This window comes from Streptomyces sp. CB02414, from assembly GCF_001905385.1.
GTDB lineage: Bacteria > Actinomycetota > Actinomycetes > Streptomycetales > Streptomycetaceae > Streptomyces.
Map to the genome: position 1 here is coordinate 687362 of NZ_LIPF01000001.1, position 19138 is coordinate 706499.

Here is a 19138-nt window from a genome sequence, read left to right on the forward strand (position 1 = left end):
ACTCACATCGCGTTTGCCGGGGCAATGGGCGTGCGCCCCGCGTGCTTCCCGCACGCTCCCCACGTGCTCCCCGCCCCATGGGCCACGATGGACCCATGCCCACCGGAAAGCGGCCCTCCGGCCCGTTCACCCCGCGCGACTTCCAGCTCGTGCTGCTGCGCCGCATGGCCGACCACAATCCCGGCCCGGTGGAGGACGCCCGCCGCGAGCTGGGCGCCTCGATCGCGGACATGCGGGAGGCCAACCGCCGCTGGCAGGCGATGCTCCGTTCCCCGCACTCCCGCTCGGCGGCCTCCCGGTACCGCTCGGTCCTCGGCGAACCCGAGTCGGCGGCACCCCGCCGGATCGGCGACCTGGAGTGCGAGGCCCGGCAGTGGGCGCTGCCCCTCTGGCCCGACCTGCGCTTCGAGGTCCTCGTCGCCGACAAGGGCGTCGTCTGGAACGAGTGGCTGGTCCGCGCCCCGGGCGCCGAGGCGCCGCCGCTGCGCACCCTGGACGACCTCACGCCCTGGTCCTGCACGGTCGACGAGGCGGCCCGCGCCTTCGCACCCGCCCGCCCGCTCCAGGGCTCGGCCCCCACCCGGTGGGGCCTGGCCTTCACCGCCCCGGACGCGGACGGGCAACGGCACGAGGTCGTCGCCGAGTTCACCTGGGGCCTGCTCCAGCGGACAGCGGTCCAAGGCCGCTAGCGAGCCGCCTCCAGTACCGCCTCCACCACTCGCGGCAGGGACCGCTCGTGCAGCCACAGGAACAGGTTCGGCTCCACCAGTTCCAGTTCCATCACCCGCGGCCGCCCGTCGTCCCCGTCCACCAGGTCGACCCGGGCGTACATCAGCTCCGGAGCGTCCGGTACGGCGGCCAGGGCGCGTTCGGCGACGGCGAGTTCGGCCGGGGCGGGCGTCCAGGGCTCCAGACCGGGGTGGGCGACCTTGCGCTCGTCGTACGGCGTCCCGGGCGCGAGGACCGCGCCCTTGCGACTCGCGTGCAGCAGTCGCCCGCCGAAGAACTGAAGCGCCCGCTCCCCGGTGGTGTCGATGCCGCGCATGTACGGCTGCACCATCGCCGTGAAGCCCTCGGCGTGCATCCGCTCCACCTGGCGCAGGGCGGTGGCGTGCTCGCCCGGGGTGTAGCGGGCGGCGAAGCGGGCCCCGGCGCCGGAGGTCGGCTTGACGACGTACTCGTGGCCGTCGGGCAGGTCGGGCGTCTCACCGGGGGCCGCGTAGCTCGTGGGGACGGTGGGCACACCGGCGTCGGCGAGCCCGCCCAGGTAGCGCTTGTCGGTGTTCCAGCGCACCACGGGTGCCGGGTTCGCCAGCCGCGTCAGCTTCCCGCACTGTTCGGCCCAGGCCGTGAACTCGGCGGACCGCCAGCTGTAGTCCCAGGTCGAGCGGATGACGGCGAGGTCGAAGGCGCCCCAGTCGACGCCGTCGTCGTCCCACACCTCGGCGGACGCCGTCGCCCCGGCGTCCGCCAGGGCCCGCACGAGCACCGGCAGGTCCCGGTCGACGCTGACCCGCGGGCCGGGGCGGCAGGTGACGAGTGCTATTCGGGGCATGGTCCTATCGTTCCTCTCCCGGGTCCCAGTCCAGCAGGCGGACCTTGGCAACCGTACGGACGTGGCGGCGCATCGCGGCGGCGGCCTGCCCGGGGCGGCGTTCGGCGATCGCGTCGAGGATGGCCCGGTGCTGGGCCAGGGAGCGGCCGGGGCGGCCGGGCTGGCGCAGGGACTCGGTGCGGCTCTCGGCGATCTGGTGGGCGATCGAGCGCATGAACTCCGCGAGCAGGCTGCTGTGCGCCGCCGCCGTCACCGCCGCGTGGAACAGGCGGTCGCCCTCGACGCCGTGACCGCCCTCCTCGACCTCCTCGGCCATGACCGCGAGCGCCGACCGCATCGCCGCCAGGTCGTCCTCCGTGCGGCGCTCGGCGGCCAGTTCGGCGAGCTTGGTCTCCAGCGCCTCGCGGGCCTCCAGGACGTCCGGGAGCCGCCGCCGGCGTTCGACCATGTCCTCGACGGGTTCGACGTCGAGGCTGTCGCGCACCAGATACGTGCCGCCGCCGTGCCGCGCCTCCACCAGGCCCTGGACCTCCAGGACCACGATCGCCTGCTTCACCGAGGCCCGGCTGACACCGAGGCGCTGGGCGAGGTCCCGTTCGGGCGGAAGACGGTCGCCGGCCCGCAGGCCGCCGTCGGTGACGTACTGGCGCAGCCGCTCCAGCACCTGCTCGTACAGGCGCTGTCTGGTCATGGGGCGCAAGGCGTCGGTCACGGTTCCCCCTCTCGCCGGGAGCGTAACACCGGGCCGTCCGTGGCCGAGTGGCTGAGCCAATTCGCGCGCGACCCCTTGACGCGGGCCCGGAGCGGGCCCACGCTGACCGACCAGTCGACCAGTCGCATCGTCCAAGTGGCTCAGCCACTCTGCCAATCAGACCCCCTGTCCGTCAGGCCGGTCCTCGGGAGCCCCGCATGTCCCCCGAACTCGTCTCGATCCTCGTCCTCGTGGTGGTGTTCGTCATCGCCACCACCCGCTCCGTCAACATGGGCGCCCTCGCCTTCGCCGCCGCCTTCGGGGTGGGCACGCTCGTCGCGGACCTCGACGCGGACGGCATCTTCGCCGGTTTCCCCGGCGACCTGTTCGTCGTCCTCGTCGGTGTCACCTACCTGTTCGCGATCGCCCGCGCCAACGGCACCACCGACTGGCTGGTGCACGCCGCCGTCCGGCTGGTGCGGGGGCGGGTCGCGCTGATCCCGTGGGTGATGTTCGCGCTGACCGGTGCGCTCACGGCGATCGGCGCGGTGAGCCCGGCCGCGGTGGCGATCGTCGCGCCGATCGCGCTGAGCTTCGCCACCCGGTACGCGATCAGCCCGCTGCTCATGGGCACGATGGTGGTGCACGGGGCCCAGGCCGGCGGCTTCTCGCCGATCAGCATCTACGGCTCGATCGTCAACGGCATCGTGGAGCGCGAGGGCCTGCCGGGCAGCGAGGTCACCCTCTTCCTGGCCTCGCTGATCGCCAACCTGCTCATCGCGAGCGTGCTGTTCGCGCTGTTCGGCGGGCGGAAGCTGTGGGCGCGGGGGTCGGTACCGGCGGACGGCGCCGACGAGGCGGGTGCGCGGCCCGCGGGCAAGGAGAACCCCGGCGCCGGCCCCGCGGGCACCGCCCCCACCGCCGTGGCCGTCCGCCCCGACCAGGACACCGACGGCACGGGCGGTGCCACCCGCCTCACCCCCGCCCGGACCGCCACCCTCGTCGCCCTGGTCGCCCTCGTCGTGGCCGTCCTCGGTTTCGATCTGGACGCGGGACTGACCGCGGTCACCCTCGCCGTGGTGCTGAGCACCGCCTGGCCGGACGACAGCCGCCGCGCGGTCGGCGAGATCGCCTGGTCCACCGTGCTGCTGATCTGCGGTGTCCTGACGTACGTCGGTGTGCTGGAGGAGATGGGCACGATCAGCTGGGCCGGTGAGGGTGTCGGCGGGATCGGCGTCCCACTGCTGGCCGCCGTGCTGCTCTGCTACATCGGCGCGATCGTGTCGGCCTTCGCCTCCTCCGTGGGCATCATGGGCGCGTTGATCCCGCTGGCGGTGCCGTTCCTCGCGCAGGGCGAGATCGGGGCGGTCGGCATGGTGGCGGCGCTGGCGGTGTCGGCGACGGTCGTGGACGTCAGCCCGTTCTCCACGAACGGCGCGCTGGTGCTGGCCGCGGCCCCGGACGTCGACCGCGAGCGGTTCTTCCGGCAGTTGATGATCTACGGAGGCATCGTGGTGGCGGCCGTGCCCGCGCTGGCGTGGCTGGTGCTGGTCGTGCCCGGCTTCGGGTAGGTCCAGGCAGGAAACCGGCTGTCGCGAGCAGCGGCGAAACGACTGACTAAGGAGTACGACGCGTGTCCTCTCTCTTCCCGGCCCTCTCCCCGGCCCCGACCGGCGCTGCGGCCGACCGGCCCGCCCTGCGGTTCGGCGAGCGCTCCCTGACGTACGCGCAACTGGCCGCCGCGGCGGGCGGTACCGCCGGACGGGTCCGGGGGGCCGGCCGGGTCGCCGTCTGGGCCACCCCGGCGATGGAGACCGCCGTCGCCGTCGTCGCGGCACTGCTGGCCGGGGTCCCCGCCGTACCGCTCAACCCGAAGTCCGGCGACAAGGAACTGGCGCACATCCTGTCCGACAGCGAGCCGTCGCTGGTCCTCACTGCCCCGGGCGCCGAACTCCCGCCCGCGCTCGCCGCCCTGGAGCGGATCGACGTCGACGCGCACGCCGCCGGCCCCGTCCCCGAGGACCGCGCCGAGGACGGCGACCCCGCCCTCGTCGTCTACACCTCCGGCACCACCGGGCCGCCCAAGGGCGCGGTCATCCCGAGGCGTGCGCTGGCGACGACGCTGGACGCGCTCGCCGACGCCTGGCAGTGGACCGGCGACGACGTGCTGGTGCAGGGGCTGCCGCTGTTCCACGTGCACGGGCTGGTGCTGGGCGTCCTGGGGCCGCTGCGGCGCGGCGGGTCCGTGCGGCACCTGGGCAGGTTCTCCACCGAGGGCGCGGCCCGCGAGCTGAACGACGGCGCGACGATGCTGTTCGGCGTACCGACGATGTACCACCGGATCGCCGAGTCGCTGCCCGGCGACCCGGAGCTGGCGAAGGCGCTGGCCGGGGCCCGGCTGCTGGTCTCCGGGTCGGCCGCGCTGCCCGTGCACGACCACGAGCGGATCGCCGCCGCCACCGGACGGCGGGTGATCGAGCGGTACGGCATGACGGAGACGCTGATGAACACCAGCGTGCGGGCGGACGGCGAGCCGCGCGCCGGGACCGTGGGCGTGCCGCTGCCCGGCGTCGAGCTGCGGCTGGTGGAGGAGGACGGCACGCCGATCGCGGCCCTGGACGGGGAGAGCGTCGGCGAGATCCAGGTGCGCGGCCCGAACCTGTTCACCGAGTACCTGAACCGCCCCGACGCCACCGCCGCCGCCTTCACCCCCGACGGCTTCTTCCGCACCGGCGACATGGCGGTGCGCGACCCCGACGGCTATGTCCGCATCGTCGGCCGCAAGGCCACCGACCTGATCAAGAGCGGCGGGTACAAGATCGGGGCCGGCGAGATCGAGAACGCGCTCCTCGAACACCCGGAGGTGCGGGAGGCCGCCGTCACCGGGGAACCCGACCCGGACCTCGGTGAGCGGATCGTGGCGTGGATCGTGCCCGCCGATCCGGCCTCCCCGCCCGCCCTTCAGACGCTGGCCGACCACGTCGCCGGGCGCCTGGCCCCGCACAAGCGGCCCCGTGTCGTGCGGCACGTGGACGCACTGCCCCGCAACGACATGGGGAAGATCATGAAGCGGGCGCTGACCCATGGCTGACCGCCTGTCCGCGCGCGCGTTCCTCGCCCTGCTCACCGACGACTTCACCGAACTCCCCCGCCCGCCTTCCCTGCCGGAGCCGCCCGACGGCCCCCTCGGCTGGCACGGCTACGACGCCTCCCGCGCCCGCGCCGCCGAGCGCACCGGCGAGGAGGAGTCAGTGGTCTGCGGCACCGGGCGCGTCGAGGGCACCCCGGCCGTGCTGCTCGCCTTCGAGTTCGGCTTCCTCGGCGGCTCGCTGGGCCGGCGCACCGGCGACCGGCTGGAGGCCGCGTACGCGTACGCCCGTGCACACCGGCTGCCGGTAGTGCCGTTGGTCGCGACCGGCGGCAGCCGGATGCAGGAGGGGATGCTCGCGCTGACCCAGCTCCAGCGGGTGGCCCGGCAGTCGGCGCTCACCCGGGAGGCCGGGCTGCCGCAGATCGCCGTCCTGCGCGACCCGGCGACCGGCGGCGGCTGGGCGACCTTGGGCGCGGGAGCCGACGTGGTCCTCGCGCTGCCCGGCGCCCAGGTCGGTTTCGCCGGGTCCCGGGTCCGGCCGCCGGGCGCCGACCCGGCGGCGTACACGGCCGAGGCGCAGGTGGCGGCGGGCAGCGCGGACGCCGTGGTGCCGGCCGGGGAGCTGCGCGCGACGCTGGGGCGGTGGCTGCGGCTGCTGACGGCGCCGTCGGCCGAACCGGCGCCCGTGCCGGAGCCGCTGGGGGCGCGGGACCTGCCGGTGAGCGGCTGGGACGCGGTTCGGCGGGCCCGGTCGCCCGAACGCCCGCACGCCGGGGCGTACCTGGACGCCTACTTCACCCACCGCGTGGCCCTGTCCGGCGACCGCTGCGGCGGCACCGACCCGGACGGCATGCTCTGCGGCTTCGGCGAGCACGCGGGCCGGACGGTGGCGTACGCCGCCCAGACCGGGACGGCGACGCGTCCCGCCGGCTACCGCACCGCCGCCCGGCTGGTCCGGCTCGCGGACCGGCTCGGCGTCCCGGTGCTGACCCTGGTGGACACCCCGGGAGCGGCGGCCGACGCGGAGGCGGAACGACAGGGCGCGGGCCCGGCGATCGCCGACCTGTTCGCCGCGCTGGCGTCGGTGACGACGCCGGTGACGACGCTGCTGATCGGTGAGGGCGGCTCGGGCGGGGCGCTGGCACTGGCCGCGCCCGGCCGCACCTGGGCCACGCCGGACAGCTACTTCTCCGTCATCGCGCCGGAGCTCGCGGCGGCGATCCTGAAGCGGGGGCCGGAGGAGACCGAGGCGACGGCCGGTCAACTGCGGCTGTGCCCGCTGGACTTGGCGGAACTGGGAGTGATCCGAACAGGCGATCAGTTGTTCCCTGGAACAGGTGATCGTCGCTCTGAAGAGCGCATGTGACTGCAGAGACCAACGATACTTACGGTGTGCAAGCAACGGGCTGCAGACCGTAGTTGACGCACATGTCCCGAGCAGTACCAAGTCCCACACAGCACAGCGCAAGGAGCTGCACGATCATGAACCTTCTCACCGACATCCTCGCCGGCATCGTCCACTTCGTCGGCTGGCTGGTCTGACGGTCCGAGAAACCAGGCGGCGCCGCCTCCCCGTCCCAGGGAGGCGGCGCCGTCCGCGTGTCAGTGCACGGCCACGGCCCGCACGATCTCCTGCGTGACCGAGCCGCCCCGGTCGTCGCTCGCCGAGGCCCGCAGCGAGACGTGCTCCGCGTCGCGGGGCACCCTCAGCGTCCCGTGCCAGGACGCCTCCCCGTCACCGCCGCGCAGCCGGACCTGCTGCCAGGTCTTCCCGTCGTCGTACGACACCTCCAGCTTTCCGCCGCCGATCGTCCCGGTGTCCGGGGCACCGGCCACGTACTCGGCGCCGATCCCGACCCGCAGCTTCTTCCCGCCGCGCACCTTCCCCGCGAGGTCGGTGTCCACGTCGAAGGAGAGGTTGATCAGCGGGAGGTAGGTCCAGCGGTCCTCCGGGGTGGCGGCCGAGCGGAAGGTCCACTCCGCGCGGCCCTCGGTCGCCGGTGACCAGCGCCCGGCGTCGAGCGCGGTCTCGGTGACGAGCTTGTACGTGCGCTCGTCGGCCGGCGCGTCCCAGACGTACGCGGCGGAACTCGGCCCCTGGTCGACCAGTTCGCCGTCCAGGTACACGGACGTCGTCTGCGTCATCCCGCTGCCCTCGCTCCACACATCGCCGAAGCCGGTGTGGTCGGGGCCGGAGTCGCCCCAGCCGGGCGCGTTCAGCTGGATGCTGTTGCCCGCCCGCTGCTGGCCCCAGCCGAGACCGGTGCCGAGATAGGGATGCCACACCGGCTTGAACCAGTTCACTTCGGTGCGCGAGCCGCCCTCGTACCGGACCGTCCCCGACCGCTGCTCCAGCGCGCCGTCGGCGGTCGTCACGGACTCGTGCCACAGCTGGCCGGCCCCGGTCGACACGTACTCGGTGCGCTCGGCCGGGAAGTCGATCCGCTCCTTGAAGCCGAGGCCGATCGGGAAGGTGTCGGTGATGGAGTACCGGAACTCGCCGCCGCCCGCGGGCTCGGCCGCGTGGTATCTGGCCCGCAGCGTGGCCAGGTCACGGCGGCCCGGCTCGTAGGTGAGGTCCCGGTCCGGCACGGCACCGCGATGGCCCTCGGACAGGTCGTAGGTGTACGGCGTGTTGCGCGTCCCGGTCATGTCGACGCGCCCGGCGTCCCGCAGCCGCTCGGCGTCGGCCGCGCTCACCGTGGCGATCTGCAGCGGCCGGTCGGCGTTGTCGTCCGTGCCCCACCAGGACATCAGCCGCCCGGGGGTGTCGTCGGTGACGAACAGCGCCTTCACGCCCGCGTCCTGCGCGGCCTGCGCCAGCGCCGTCGGCTCGGTGTCCCCGGTCAGCTCGGCGAGGACCGCCTCGCCCCGCACGCCCTCGGGGAAGGGCCCGTCCCCGACGTCGGTCAGCGGCAGCCGGGTGCGGCCCTCGATCAGGGTGCCGCCCGACTGGACGACGGCCTCACCAATCCCGCGGACCTCCAGCAGCGGCTTGCCGAGCCGCCACACCGTCCGGTACTCGAAGCCGCCCTCGGTGACCTTCTCGCCGGTGGGCGCGGCGAAGACGCTGTCGTAGGTCAGGGGCACCTGGACCGCGCCGAACAGGTCGGAACCGTTCGCGCTGCGGTCGTACTCCATGATCAGTTGCCGGGTCTCGGTGCGCTTGCGGACGTCGGCGCTGATCTCGCGCAGCTCACGCCCGTCGAGGGTGATCTCGCGGTCCCGGTCGACGACGACCTCGGGGGCGGCGAGGAAGCCGAGCCCGAGCGAGTCGGCGCCGTGGCTGCCGCGCACGTCCAGGAAGGAGGTCAGGCTGTACGTCCCCGGCGCGAGGCGCAGTTCGAGGGTGCCGGAGTCGCCGACGTGCGCGGGGAAGGGGTCGACGCCCTCGGCGAGGCGCTGGACGGTCAGGTCGGCGGCGGTGGCGGCACCGTCACGGTCCTTGACGTGGACGGTGAGCGTGTACCGCTCCTCCTCCTTCACCAGTCCGAACGCCGTGTGCGCGACGGGCGTGCCGTCCGCGCCGGACGCCACGATCCGGCCGCTGGTCCGACCGACCGGGGCCTTGGCGCCGTCGCCGGTGACGGTGGTGGCGGCGGTGCCGTGGGCGGGCACGGTGAGGGTGGTGTCGGCGAGGGTGGCGACGCCCTCGGGGGCGCCCTCAACGGACAGTTTCAACTCGACGTCGGCGTCGGAGGAGTTGGTGTAGGTCACCGTGCGGGTGACCGGCTCGTTCGCGTCGTACGGCCAGGAGTAGAAGCCGAGGTCGGCGCTTCCGGTGGCGGTGACCTCGGCGCCGATGGCGTCCGGCACGCTGACCCGGCCCGCGCCCAGCTGGTAGGCGGAGGCGTCGAGTTGCTTCGAGGTGGACATCAGCGCGTCCTTGAGCCGGGCGCCGCTCCAGTCCGGGTGCTGCTCGGCGAGCAGGGCGGCCACGCCGGAGACGTGCGGCGTCGCCATCGACGTACCGTCCATGGAGGTGTAGTCGCCGCTGCCCTCGGCGAGCCGGGAGCGGGCGGCGAGGATGCCGACGCCCGGGGCGGACAGGTCGGGCTTGAGGGCGTTGTCCCCGTACCGGGGGCCGGCGCTGGTGAACCAGGCCGCCCGGTCGGCGGAGTCGACGGCGCCCACGGTCAGCGCGGCGTCGGCGGCGGCGGGCGAGCCGATGGAGGACGGGGCACCGGTGTTGCCCGCCGCGATGACGAACAGGGCACCGGTCTCGGCGGACAGGGTGTTGACGGCCTGCGCCATGGGGTCGGTGCCGTCGCTGGGTTCGGTGGAGCCGAGGCTCATGGAGACGATGTCGGCGTCCACGTCCCGGGCGGCCCACTCCATGCCGGCGATGATCTCGGACTCGCTGCCGAAGCCCTCGTCGGAGAGGACCTTGCCGACGGCCAGGGTGGCGCCGGGCGCGACACCCTTCTCCTTGCCGTCGGAGGCCGCGCCGCTGCCGCCGACGGTGGAGGCGACGTGCGTGCCGTGGCCGTGCCGGTCGGCGACCTCCTCGCCCGGTATGAAGCTGCGGCTCTCGGCGACGCGGCCCGCCAGGTCGGGGTGGCCGGCGTCCACGCCGCTGTCCAGCACGGCGACGGTGACGCCCTTGCCGGTGAGCCCGGCCTCCCAGGCCTCGGGCGTGCCGATCTGGGCGTTGGACTCGGCCATGGTGGCGGTGACCCGCCCGTCGAGCCACACTCCGTCGACGGCGGAGCCCCGACGGGTGAATTCCCGCCAGAATGTGCGCCCCTTGTCCGCCTCGACGGCGGCCCCGCGCACGCTGGGCAGCGACCGCGTCCGCTCGGTCCCCTTCAGGCCGGCGGCCCGCGCACCCTTCTCGTAGGTCACGATCAGCGGCAGCTCGCCGGTCTCGGTGTCGGCGAGCCCCTGCTCCAGCAGCGCCCCGACGTCGAAGAGCCGTGCGTCGAGGCTGCCGTCGCGCAGGTGGGGCAGCGCCTCGTCGGGCACGACCAGCGTCCGCCCGTCGCTGCTGCGGGTGTGCACCGCGCCGGTGGCGCCCTTCGGCCGCTCGACCGTGAAGGTCTTCCGGCCGGCGCCGAGGTCGCTGACGGTCACCCGGTCGCCGGTGACGAGGGTGACGGTACGGGCGCCATCACGGGCGGCGTTCGTGCGGGCGTCGGTGCGGGCGTCGGCGGCCTGGGTGCGGCCGGCCGCCGCTCCGGGCGGCTCCTGCGCCGCCGCCGCTCCGGCCGGCAGCAGCGCGATCACGAGCCCCGCCGACAGGAGGGTCGCCCCGCGTCTGACTGGTCCTGTGCTCATCCACGTCTCTCTTCGTGTCGTCGTAGAGTGCTGTGACGAGTGCTGAGAGCAGTCTCAGGGGGCTTGTGGGGCCCGGGAGTTGATCAGGGGTGGCGGTTTGGCGCCCTGGCGGGTTCCCGCCAGTCCCGCTCGGCACCGGCGACGGAGGACGGGACACCGTCAAGTACCGTCCGTCACAATGAGGTTCCGCACGGGTACGCACGGCGAACGGGGAGCGAACGGCGTCATGGACCGGTTGGTCGAGTTCAGCACCGAGGACGGTGCGCTGGTGGTCGTCGAGGGCGTCGAGGACGAGGACGGCGCGCGGCTGGTCTCGCGCGGCGACGGCCCGGCGCGGGCGGCCCGCACCTTCGAGGGGTCCCTGGAGGGCGTCCGGGCCGCCGCCGGGTCCGCGCTGCGGGTGTTCCGGGACGGCTCGCTCAGACCCGACTCGGTGGAGCTGGAGTTCGGGGTCAAGCTGACCGCGGAGACCGGCGCGGTCATCGCGAAGGGAGCGGCCGAGGGCCACCTGGTCGTGCGGCTGAGCTGGTCGCCCCGGCCCGCGGAGGATTCCGGCGGTGGTCCCGGGGGCTCGGGGGGCGCCGGTGGGCCGGACGCCGCCGGCCGGTCATGAGCGGTGCCGCGTGGCACGCCCGCGTCGAGTGCGGCAAGGAGGTCGGCGCCGGGTTCCTCGTGTCGGGGCGCCGGCTGCTCACCTGCGCCCACGTCGTCAGGTGGAGCGAGGAGGCCGCGGTCACGGTGACCTTCCCGGGCCACCGGGAGCTGGGCGAGCTGTCCGCGACGGTCGCCGTGCACGGCGGCTGGCGGGGCGGCGCCGCCGACCGGGGCGACCTGGCCGTACTCGAGCTGGAGCGCGAAGTGCCGCTCGCCCCGGCCGTCTTCGCCCGCCCCGGCGCGGAACGGGCCGCGCCCGCACCCGAGCTGGTCGCCTACGGCTTCCCGAAGGGGTACGACGAGGGCATGCTCGCCTCCTACCGTGCCCTGCCGGGCCCGCTCATCTCGGACGAGTGGGTCCAGCTGGAGGCGCTGACGGGGCACGGTCAGCCGCTGGCGGCCGGGTTCAGCGGGGCGGCGGTGACGCTGGCCGACGGGACGGTCGTCGGCATGGTCTCCGCGGTCGCGGGCGCCAGGGACGTGCGCGTCGGGCGGATGCTGCCGGTCGAGGTCATGGCTCGCTACTGGCCCGAGCTCGGCGAACTGGTCCCCACCCCGGGGCACCGGTCGGACGCGCGCCGGCGGCTGTACGCGCTGGTGCGCCGGGCCGAGGAGACGGGCCTGGTCTGCGATCCGAACCGGCTGTACGTCTCCGCCATGGACGCCTTCGCCCCGCCGCCCCCTCAGGGGGGTTTCGCGTCCCTGCGGGAGGCCGCCGCCTACGTCCAGTGGGAGGTGACGGAGCCGGACGCCGTGGCCCGGTTCGCCGACCGGCTGGAGCGGCGGCTGGCGGAGGGGCAGTCCCCGCCGGAGCGGGCCGCGACGTGGTCGCCCATCGTGGTGGAGATCGACCACAGCGGCGCCGGTGCCGACCAGGTCACCGTCGAGGTGTCCGCCTACCGGAACGGGCAGCGCCGCCCCGTGGCCTCGCGCCGGATGGCCCGGAGCGCGGTGCGGGCCTTCGTGCAGGAACGCATCGACGAGGCGTTCACCCAGCTCGACCCCGGCGCCGAGGAACTGCTCACCTTCGTCCTGCCGCGCGAGTGGCTGAACGAACCGGTCGCGCACTGGGCGTGCAGCGAGGACGATCCCACCCCGCTCGGCTGCGCCTACCCGCTGGTCGTCACCGACCGGTACCGCCACCGCAGTGGACGGCTGCGCCACCAGCTGCGCAAGAGGTGGCGCAAGCTCGCCGTCAGCCCGGGCGGCACGCTGCACCGTGTCGACTGCGGCACCCAGGAGCGGCCGGCCGGACTGCGCAGGCGGCTGCGGGACGACGCGGAACTGGCCGGTTTCGCCGCCCCGCCCACGACGGCCCGGGAGCACTTCGAGGTCGGCCTCAACCTGCCCGTGCCCGTACTGCTGTGGCCGCGCGCGGGCTGCCCCGGCGACGGGCACGACGGCGACTGCTCCGGCACCGCGTTCCTCGACGAACTCGCCGTGTCCGTGGCGGGCGTCCCGCCGTCCGAACTCCCCCGCCTGGTCATGGAACTGCGCGAGACGGCGGACGCGGCCGACGAACCGGACGAGCACTGGGCGAGGGACCTCCAGCTGCTGTGGGACGACCCCCGCTGCTTCGCCGAACCCGCCGCCCTGCTCCACTCACCCGTCGCCTGAAGCCGTCCGCCCTCTGAGAAACCCGCCCCCCCGAACCACCCACCGCACCGACCGCTCGGAGAGAAGAACCATGCCCCTGTGGCCCGTCTACACCGGCGCGCCGGACCCGCACGACGGCATCACCAGGCTGCCCCCGCCCCCGCCCTGGCGCGCCTTCGACGGCCACCCCGTGCTCGACCCGCCGGACGACGACGGCGACGCCCCGGCCACCTCTCCCGACCGCGCCCACCGGGCCGCGACCTACCAGGCCACCGAGCACACGGTGCAGTTGGTCAACGCGGCCCTGTACCTGCGGCGCCCGCTGCTGGTCACCGGCCCGCCCGGCACCGGGAAGTCGTCCCTCGCCTACGCGGTGGCGCGCGAGCTGCGGCTCGGCCCGGTCCTCAGGTGGAACATCACCAGCCGCAGCACCCTCCACGACGGCCTCTACGCCTACGACCCGCTCTCCCGCCTGTACGCGGCGCGCCAGGACGCCGAGAGCCCCGGCGACACGGCCGGCGGCACGGGCATCGAGGACCACCTGCGTCTCGGCCCGCTCGGCACCGCCCTCCTCCCCTACGCCCGTCCGCGCGCCCTGCTCATCGACGAGATCGACAAGAGCGACCTCGACCTGCCGAACGACCTGCTGCACGTCCTGGAGGAGGGCCAGTACGAGATCCCCGAACTCGTGCGCGCCTCGCGGGACACCCCGGGCGGACGCGCCGAGGTGCTGGTCGACGGCACCGACCAGCGGGTGCCGGTCGAGCGCGGCCGGGTCCGCTGCCGGGCCTTCCCGTTCGTCGTCCTCACCAGCAACGGCGAGCGCGAGTTCCCGCCCGCCTTCCTGCGCCGCTGCGTCTCGCTGCGGCTGCGGCAGCCCGACGACGCCCACCTCGCCGAGATCGTCCGCGCCCACCTGGGCGAGCCCGACGCATACGCCCAGCAGCTGATCGGCCGTTTCCTGTCCCGTGTGGGCAGCGGGGAACTCGCCACCGACCAGCTCCTCAACGCCATCTACCTGGCCCGCTCCTCCGGCCTGGGCACCGACTCCCTGGACGAGCTGGCGGAGCGGCTGATGCCGTACCTGGGCCGGTCCCCGCAGCCCGACGCCTTCTGATGCCCGCCGACCGCCCCGGCCCGCCGGACCCGCTGCCCCGCCTCGCCGACATCCTCGGCCGGGCGTCCTCGGGCCCCCGCCCGACCCCGCTGGAGCTCGCCGAACTCCTGTGGCTGGCGGGGCACATGGAGTACCCGGAGCAGAACCCGCCGGGCCCGTCGGCCGGTACGGAACCCGCGGCGCCCGAGCCCGCCCCCGCACCGCCGGCGGCCGACCGCCCCCGGGAGCCGCGGCGGCAGGACCGTCCGGCCGTCCCTCCTCCCGCGCCCGAGCCGGCCGCCCCCCGCAGCCCCCTGCGCCTGCCCGCCCCGGCGCGCGCCCCGGGGACGGCGGCGGCCGAACCGCACAGCGCCCTGCTGGCGCCCGCCCCGCCGATGCTGCGCCACCCCCTGGCGTTGCAGCGGTCGCTGCGCCCGCTCAAGCGCCGTGCCGACGCCCCGGTGGGCCGGGAGGTGGACGAGGCCGCGACCGCCGACCGCATCGCCCGGCTCGGTGCCGGCCCCGAGTGGTGGCTGCCGGTGCTGCGCCCCGTGCGGGAGCGGTGGCTGCGGCTGAACCTGGTGCACGACGCGGGCCCCACGATGCCCGTCTGGCAGCCCCTGGTGCGGGAACTGCACGCCGCGCTCGCCCAGTCGGGCGTCTTCCGCACGGTCACCCTGCACCGCGCGGAGGCCGCCGGCACGGTCCCCGGCGACGGCGCCCAGGCGCCCGCCGACGGCCGCACGGTCACCCTGCTGATCAGCGACTGCATGGGGCCGCAGTGGCGCGAGGGCCCGGCCGGCACCCGATGGTTCGCCACCCTGCGCCGCTGGGCGCACCGCACGCCCCTCGCCGTCCTCCAGCCGTTGCCCGAACAGCTGTGGCGGGACACCGCGCTGCCGCCGGTGCCCGGCCTGCTGTCCGCCCCGCACCGGGCCGCGCCCAGCGCCGCGCTCGACTTCACCCCGTACGACGGCACCGCGCCCCGGGCCCCCCGGGGCGCCGTGCACGTGCCGGTGCTGGAGCCGGGCCCCGAGTGGCTGGCGAACTGGGCGTCGCTGGTCGCGAGTCCGGGCGGCACCCGCTACCCGGGCGCGGCGGCCGTGCTGCACCGCCCCCTGCCCGCCGACGCCGACGACCGCGCCGACATCACGCGGCTGTCCGCCGAGGAGCTGGTCCTGCGCTTTCGCGCGGGCGCCTCCCCGCAGGCCTTCCGGCTGGCCGGCCACCTCGCGCTCGGACGCCCGGACCTGCCGGTGATGCGGCTGGTGCAGGCGGCCGTGGAGCCGGACCCGCTCCCGAGCCACCTGGCCGAGGTCATCCTCAGCGGCCTGCTCACCACCGTCCCCGGGCCGCCCGGCTCCTACGAGTTCCGCCCCGGCGTACGCGAGCTGCTCCTGCGCGGTCTGCCCCGCACCGCGCGCGCCCGCACCCACGAGCTGCTGCTGCGGACCGGCGGTCTGATCGACGAGCGGGCCGGGCGCTCGCCCGGCGAGTTCCGTGCGCTGATCCCCTCCCGGGACGGCACCGAACGCGCCGACGGGAAGGGGTCGTTCGCGGCGATCAGCCAGGAGAGCGCACGGCAGCTGTCCACGCCGCCGCGCCCGCCGGGCCCCTCACCCTTCCCGCCCGGGCTGCGTGCCCGCTACCGGCCGGTGCGGCGGCTCACACCGGCCGGGAGGATGTGGCTGGCCGAGGACACCGGAACCAACCGGACCGTGGCGGTCCGGCTGCACGACCCGCTCCCCGACGCCGCCTCGCGCCGGGCGTTCCTGAGGGACGCGCGCCGCCTGACCGAGTTCTCCCACCCGAACGTGGTGACCGTCCTCGACGGCGGCATCGAGGACGGCGTCCCGTACGTCGTCATGGAGCACCTCGACGGCATCGCCCTGAACGCGCTCGCCCGGTCCAACGGCCGGCGGCTGCCGCCGCCGCTGACGGTGTCGGTCGGGGCGCAGCTCGCCCGGGCCCTCGCCGCCCTGCACGAGGCGGGCGTCACGCACGGTGGCCTGGAGGCGTCCCGGGTGGTCCTGCTCCCGGACGGCACGGCCCGGCTCAGCCTCTTCGCACCGGGCCGCACCTCGGGCCCCGCCGGGCGCTCCGAGGACCTGCGGGCCCTGTGCGACGTCCTGCTGCTGCTGACGTCGGGGACCTCGCGCCTGACCGTCCCGATCGAGTCCCGCCGCCTGGACCGGCTGCCCGAGGCCCTGCGCATCCACTACGCGCACGCCTTCGACCAGCTGATGTTCCCGTCGCTGGAAACCCAGGTCCGGGGCCGGGACCTGCTCACCCACCCGGAGCTGCCGGCCAGGGCCCGGGAGGCGTACGAACCGCGCCGCTACCGCGCCCTGGGCCCGCTGCGGGTCGATCTCCCGGACGGCTCCCCCGTGCTGCCGCCCGCCGTCCGCGCGCTGCTCGCCACGCTGCTGCTCAAGCCCGGCCGCACGGTGACGCACGAGGAGCTGCGGTGGGGGCTGTGGGACCCGGGCGACGAGCCGGGCGACCCCCGGGGCGAGGTGACCAGGGCGGCCGGGGAGCTGGCCGCCCTGCTGGGTCCGGGCGTACTGGCGACGTCCGCCCACGGCTACGCCCTGCACACCAGCTGCGACCACGTGGACGTGGTGCACTGCGACGAGCTGGTGCGCCGGGCCGACGCGGCGCGGCTGGCGGGCGCGCTCGCCGAGGCCCGCGACCACGTCACCGGGGCGCTGGCGCTGTGGCGCGGCACGGAGCCCCTGGCGGACGTGCCCGGCCCCGGCGCCCGCACCGCCCGCACCCGCCTCACGCGGCTCCGCCTCGCCCTGCACACCAAGCTGGCCGAACTCGACCTGGCCCTGGGCGAGTACGACCGGGCCGCCGACGACCTGGCCGGCCTGCTGCGCGCGCACCCGCACCGGGAGGACTTCCGCCGCCTGTACCTGATCGCGCTGCGCCGCCAGGGCCGGGTCGAGGAGGCGCTGGAGGTGTACGGGGAGTACGAACTGTCCGGCGGGAGGAGCCCGGCGCTGGTGGCGCTGGGCCGGGAACTGCGCGAGGAGCACGCCGGGCCGGCGGACGACGCCCCCTGGGAGGAGTACGAGGGGGCGGCGGACCAGGACGGACCGGAGACCGTCGTGTCCGCGCCGGACGAACTCCCGGAGGGGCCCTTCCCCACGGAGGACGGTCTGTGGACGCCGCTGCTGGGCGAGGACGGGGGCGAGGAGGGCCGCCCCACCGAGCGGGAGGCGGAGGCTGCCGAGGAGATCGCCGTACGGGCCGGGGAGACGGAGACCGACGCTTCCCGCTTCCCCGTGGACATGTGGGAGATCCCGGTGGGAGAACCGGTGGGGGCCATGGCGGGGGGCGCGTGGGGCCCCGGTGCGGAACACACGGCGCACGACGCGGACGACGCCGACGCCGCCGACGACGACGCGGACATCGACACCGACTTCCACGACTGCGCCCGCTACACCTTCCCCGACGGCTCCCCGGACGGCGAAGCCCGCGCCGCCCTGCACCGCGTCGTCACCGACCTGCTCGCGGACAGCGGGCTGCACGGCGACGCGTACCAGCTCCTGGACGACCGGGCGGGCGACCTGCTCGTGCTGCTGGCGCCGCGAGTGGAGGCCTCCCCCCTGCTGCGGGCGACCGTCGAGGGTCTGCCCGGGCTGCTGGCGCACCTGGGCGGTCCGCGGCTGCTCGCGGAGTTCTGGCAGGTGGAGTTCCGGCTCGACGGCGCCGAGGAGCAGGTCTTCCGGGCCGACCCCCGGTCGGTCCGCGACGCCCTGGACTCCTCCGGCGCCCAGGCGCTCATCGCCCTCTCGGACTCCCTCTACTACGACGAGGTGTACGAGGAAGGGCAGGACGGCCCCGCCTTCCCCCCGGACACCTTCCGGCCGCTGGCCGACGACACCGGCTGGTACCGGCCGGTCGGGCGGGCCGCCGCCGGGGAGCCCGCGGCGCCGGCCGGCCGCTGACCGCGCCCCCCGTTCGGCGGCCCCCCGCCCGGCCCCCTCCAAGGCGCGCCCGTCCCTTGCCCCGCGCACGATGCCAAGGAGGCCGGCCACCCGCCGGCCCCGCACGGTCCGCGCTCTCGGGAGGATCCGCCATGACCGCCAGTACCGCCAGCCTGGAGGCGCTGCGCCGCTGCCACTTCGCCGTCGACCTGGGCGCGGCGCGGACCCGCGTGTACGTCAAGGGTGCCGGGCTCGTCGTCGACCAGCCGTCCGCCGCCGCGGTCAACACCCGCACCGGCGCGCTCATCGCGGTCGGTGAGTTCGCGGAGAAGATGACGGGCCGCACCCCCGGCTACATCCGCGTCGTACGGCCCGTGTCCGGCGGCACGGTCGTCGACATCGAGATGGCCCAGCGGATGCTGCGGCACCTGCTCGGCGACAAGATCCGCCGCGCACTGCGCCGCAAGCCCCGGCTGCGCGCCGCCGTGTGCACCCCGCACGACGCGGACCCCCTCTCCCAGCGGGCGGCGATCGAGACGCTGGTCGGGCTCGGCGCGCGCCGGGTGGAACTCGTCGACACGCTGATCGCCGCGGCGGTCGGCTGCGGGCTGCCGGTGGAACAGCCCGAGGCGACGATGATCATGGTGTGCGGTGCGCACGCCACGCAGGTCGCGGTGCTCTCCCTCGGCTCGATCGTGACCGCGGAGCGCATCCCGGTCGGCGGTGAGGCCGTCGACCACGCGATCGTGCAGCTCCTGCGCCACCAGCACGAACTGGTGCTGCCCAGCCAGTCCGTACGCCCGCTCCAGGTCGCCCTGTCCGGCAACGGGCTGACCCCGCAGGGCCCGGCGTCCACCGAGATCCACGGCCGGGACGTGGCGACCGGGCTGGCGCGCAGTGTGCGGGTCGACACCGCCGCCGTCCGCAACGCCATCCAGACGCCGCTGACGGGCGTGCTCGACGGGATCGGCAAGGTGCTGCGCGACTGCCCGCCGGACCTGGTCGCGGACCTCGCCGACCGCGGGATCATGATGGTCGGCGGCAGCGCGCTGCTCCCCGGCTTCGACCAGATGCTGCGTCAGGCGACCGGCATGCCGGTGCACATCGCGGAGCGTCCCGACGTGTGCGCGGTCCAGGGCCTCGGCACGATGCTGGAGGGCCGCATCGAGCCGCTGGCGCTGAACCCGACGTCGGCGGACTGAGGGCGGCGCGGGACAACCGAAGCCGGGAGCCGAACAGACCG

At 75.3% G+C, this 19138-nt stretch carries 12 protein-coding genes; 9 read left to right on the forward strand and 3 right to left on the reverse strand.

Features of this window, described 5'->3' with window-relative positions:
• Window positions 1-95: 95 nt before the first annotated feature.
• Complete coding sequence (locus AMK11_RS03220) at window positions 96-689, forward strand: hypothetical protein (protein WP_079187185.1); 594 nt, start codon at window positions 96-98, stop codon at window positions 687-689.
• Here the strand turns inward: AMK11_RS03220 and AMK11_RS03225 are convergent.
• Both AMK11_RS03225 and AMK11_RS03230 read right to left on the reverse strand, forming a co-directional pair.
• A complete protein-coding gene (locus tag AMK11_RS03225) occupies window positions 686-1555 on the reverse strand; it encodes an ATP-grasp domain-containing protein (protein ID WP_073722804.1) in 870 nt (289 codons plus the stop codon). The two genes, AMK11_RS03220 and AMK11_RS03225, sit on opposite strands and share 4 nt — an antisense overlap.
• A 4-nt stretch (window positions 1556-1559) precedes the next feature.
• Window positions 1560-2267 carry a FadR/GntR family transcriptional regulator gene (locus AMK11_RS03230; protein WP_073722806.1) on the reverse strand — a complete coding sequence of 236 codons (708 nt, stop codon included), beginning with the start codon at window positions 2265-2267 and terminating at the stop codon, window positions 1560-1562.
• A gap of 197 nt (window positions 2268-2464) precedes the next feature.
• Here AMK11_RS03230 and AMK11_RS03235 point away from each other — a divergent pair, with 197 nt between their 5' ends.
• The 3 genes from AMK11_RS03235 to AMK11_RS03245 all read left to right on the forward strand — a co-directional run bounded on the left by AMK11_RS03235 (window position 2465) and on the right by AMK11_RS03245 (window position 6703).
• Window positions 2465-3817, forward strand: a complete 1353-nt coding sequence (locus AMK11_RS03235) for an SLC13 family permease (protein ID WP_073722808.1) — start codon at window positions 2465-2467, stop codon at window positions 3815-3817.
• 62 nt (window positions 3818-3879) lie between these two features.
• Complete coding sequence (locus AMK11_RS03240; protein WP_073722810.1) at window positions 3880-5337, forward strand: acyl-CoA synthetase; 1458 nt, start codon at window positions 3880-3882, stop codon at window positions 5335-5337.
• Complete coding sequence (locus tag AMK11_RS03245) at window positions 5330-6703, forward strand: carboxyl transferase domain-containing protein (protein ID WP_073722812.1); 1374 nt, start codon at window positions 5330-5332, stop codon at window positions 6701-6703. The genes AMK11_RS03240 and AMK11_RS03245 overlap by 8 nt, the downstream gene beginning before the upstream one ends.
• 236 nt (window positions 6704-6939) lie before the next feature.
• Here AMK11_RS03245 and AMK11_RS03250 read toward each other — a convergent pair whose 3' ends face one another.
• Entirely contained in the window at window positions 6940-10614 is a 3675-nt protein-coding gene (locus AMK11_RS03250; RefSeq protein WP_073722814.1) for a S8 family serine peptidase, read from the reverse strand.
• Between the two features lie 226 nt (window positions 10615-10840).
• Between AMK11_RS03250 and AMK11_RS03255 the strand changes: the two genes are divergently transcribed.
• The 5 genes from AMK11_RS03255 to AMK11_RS03275 all read left to right on the forward strand — a co-directional run bounded on the left by AMK11_RS03255 (window position 10841) and on the right by AMK11_RS03275 (window position 19097).
• Window positions 10841-11227, forward strand: a complete 387-nt coding sequence (locus AMK11_RS03255) for a CU044_2847 family protein (protein ID WP_073723914.1) — start codon at window positions 10841-10843, stop codon at window positions 11225-11227.
• Entirely contained in the window at window positions 11224-12885 is a 1662-nt protein-coding gene (locus tag AMK11_RS03260) for a VMAP-C domain-containing protein (protein WP_073722816.1), read from the forward strand. The genes AMK11_RS03255 and AMK11_RS03260 overlap by 4 nt, the downstream gene beginning before the upstream one ends.
• A gap of 70 nt (window positions 12886-12955) precedes the next feature.
• Window positions 12956-13981: an AAA family ATPase gene (locus AMK11_RS03265; protein WP_073722818.1), complete on the forward strand. Its 1026-nt coding sequence runs from the start codon at window positions 12956-12958 to the stop codon at window positions 13979-13981.
• Window positions 13981-17916, forward strand: coding sequence for an SAV_2336 N-terminal domain-related protein (locus AMK11_RS38945; protein WP_073722820.1), 3936 nt, complete (start codon window positions 13981-13983; stop codon window positions 17914-17916). Before AMK11_RS03265 ends, AMK11_RS38945 begins: the two co-directional genes overlap by 1 nt.
• A gap of 131 nt (window positions 17917-18047) precedes the next feature.
• Entirely contained in the window at window positions 18048-19097 is a 1050-nt protein-coding gene (locus AMK11_RS03275; RefSeq protein ID WP_073722822.1) for a rod shape-determining protein, read from the forward strand.
• Window positions 19098-19138 lie beyond the last annotated feature (41 nt).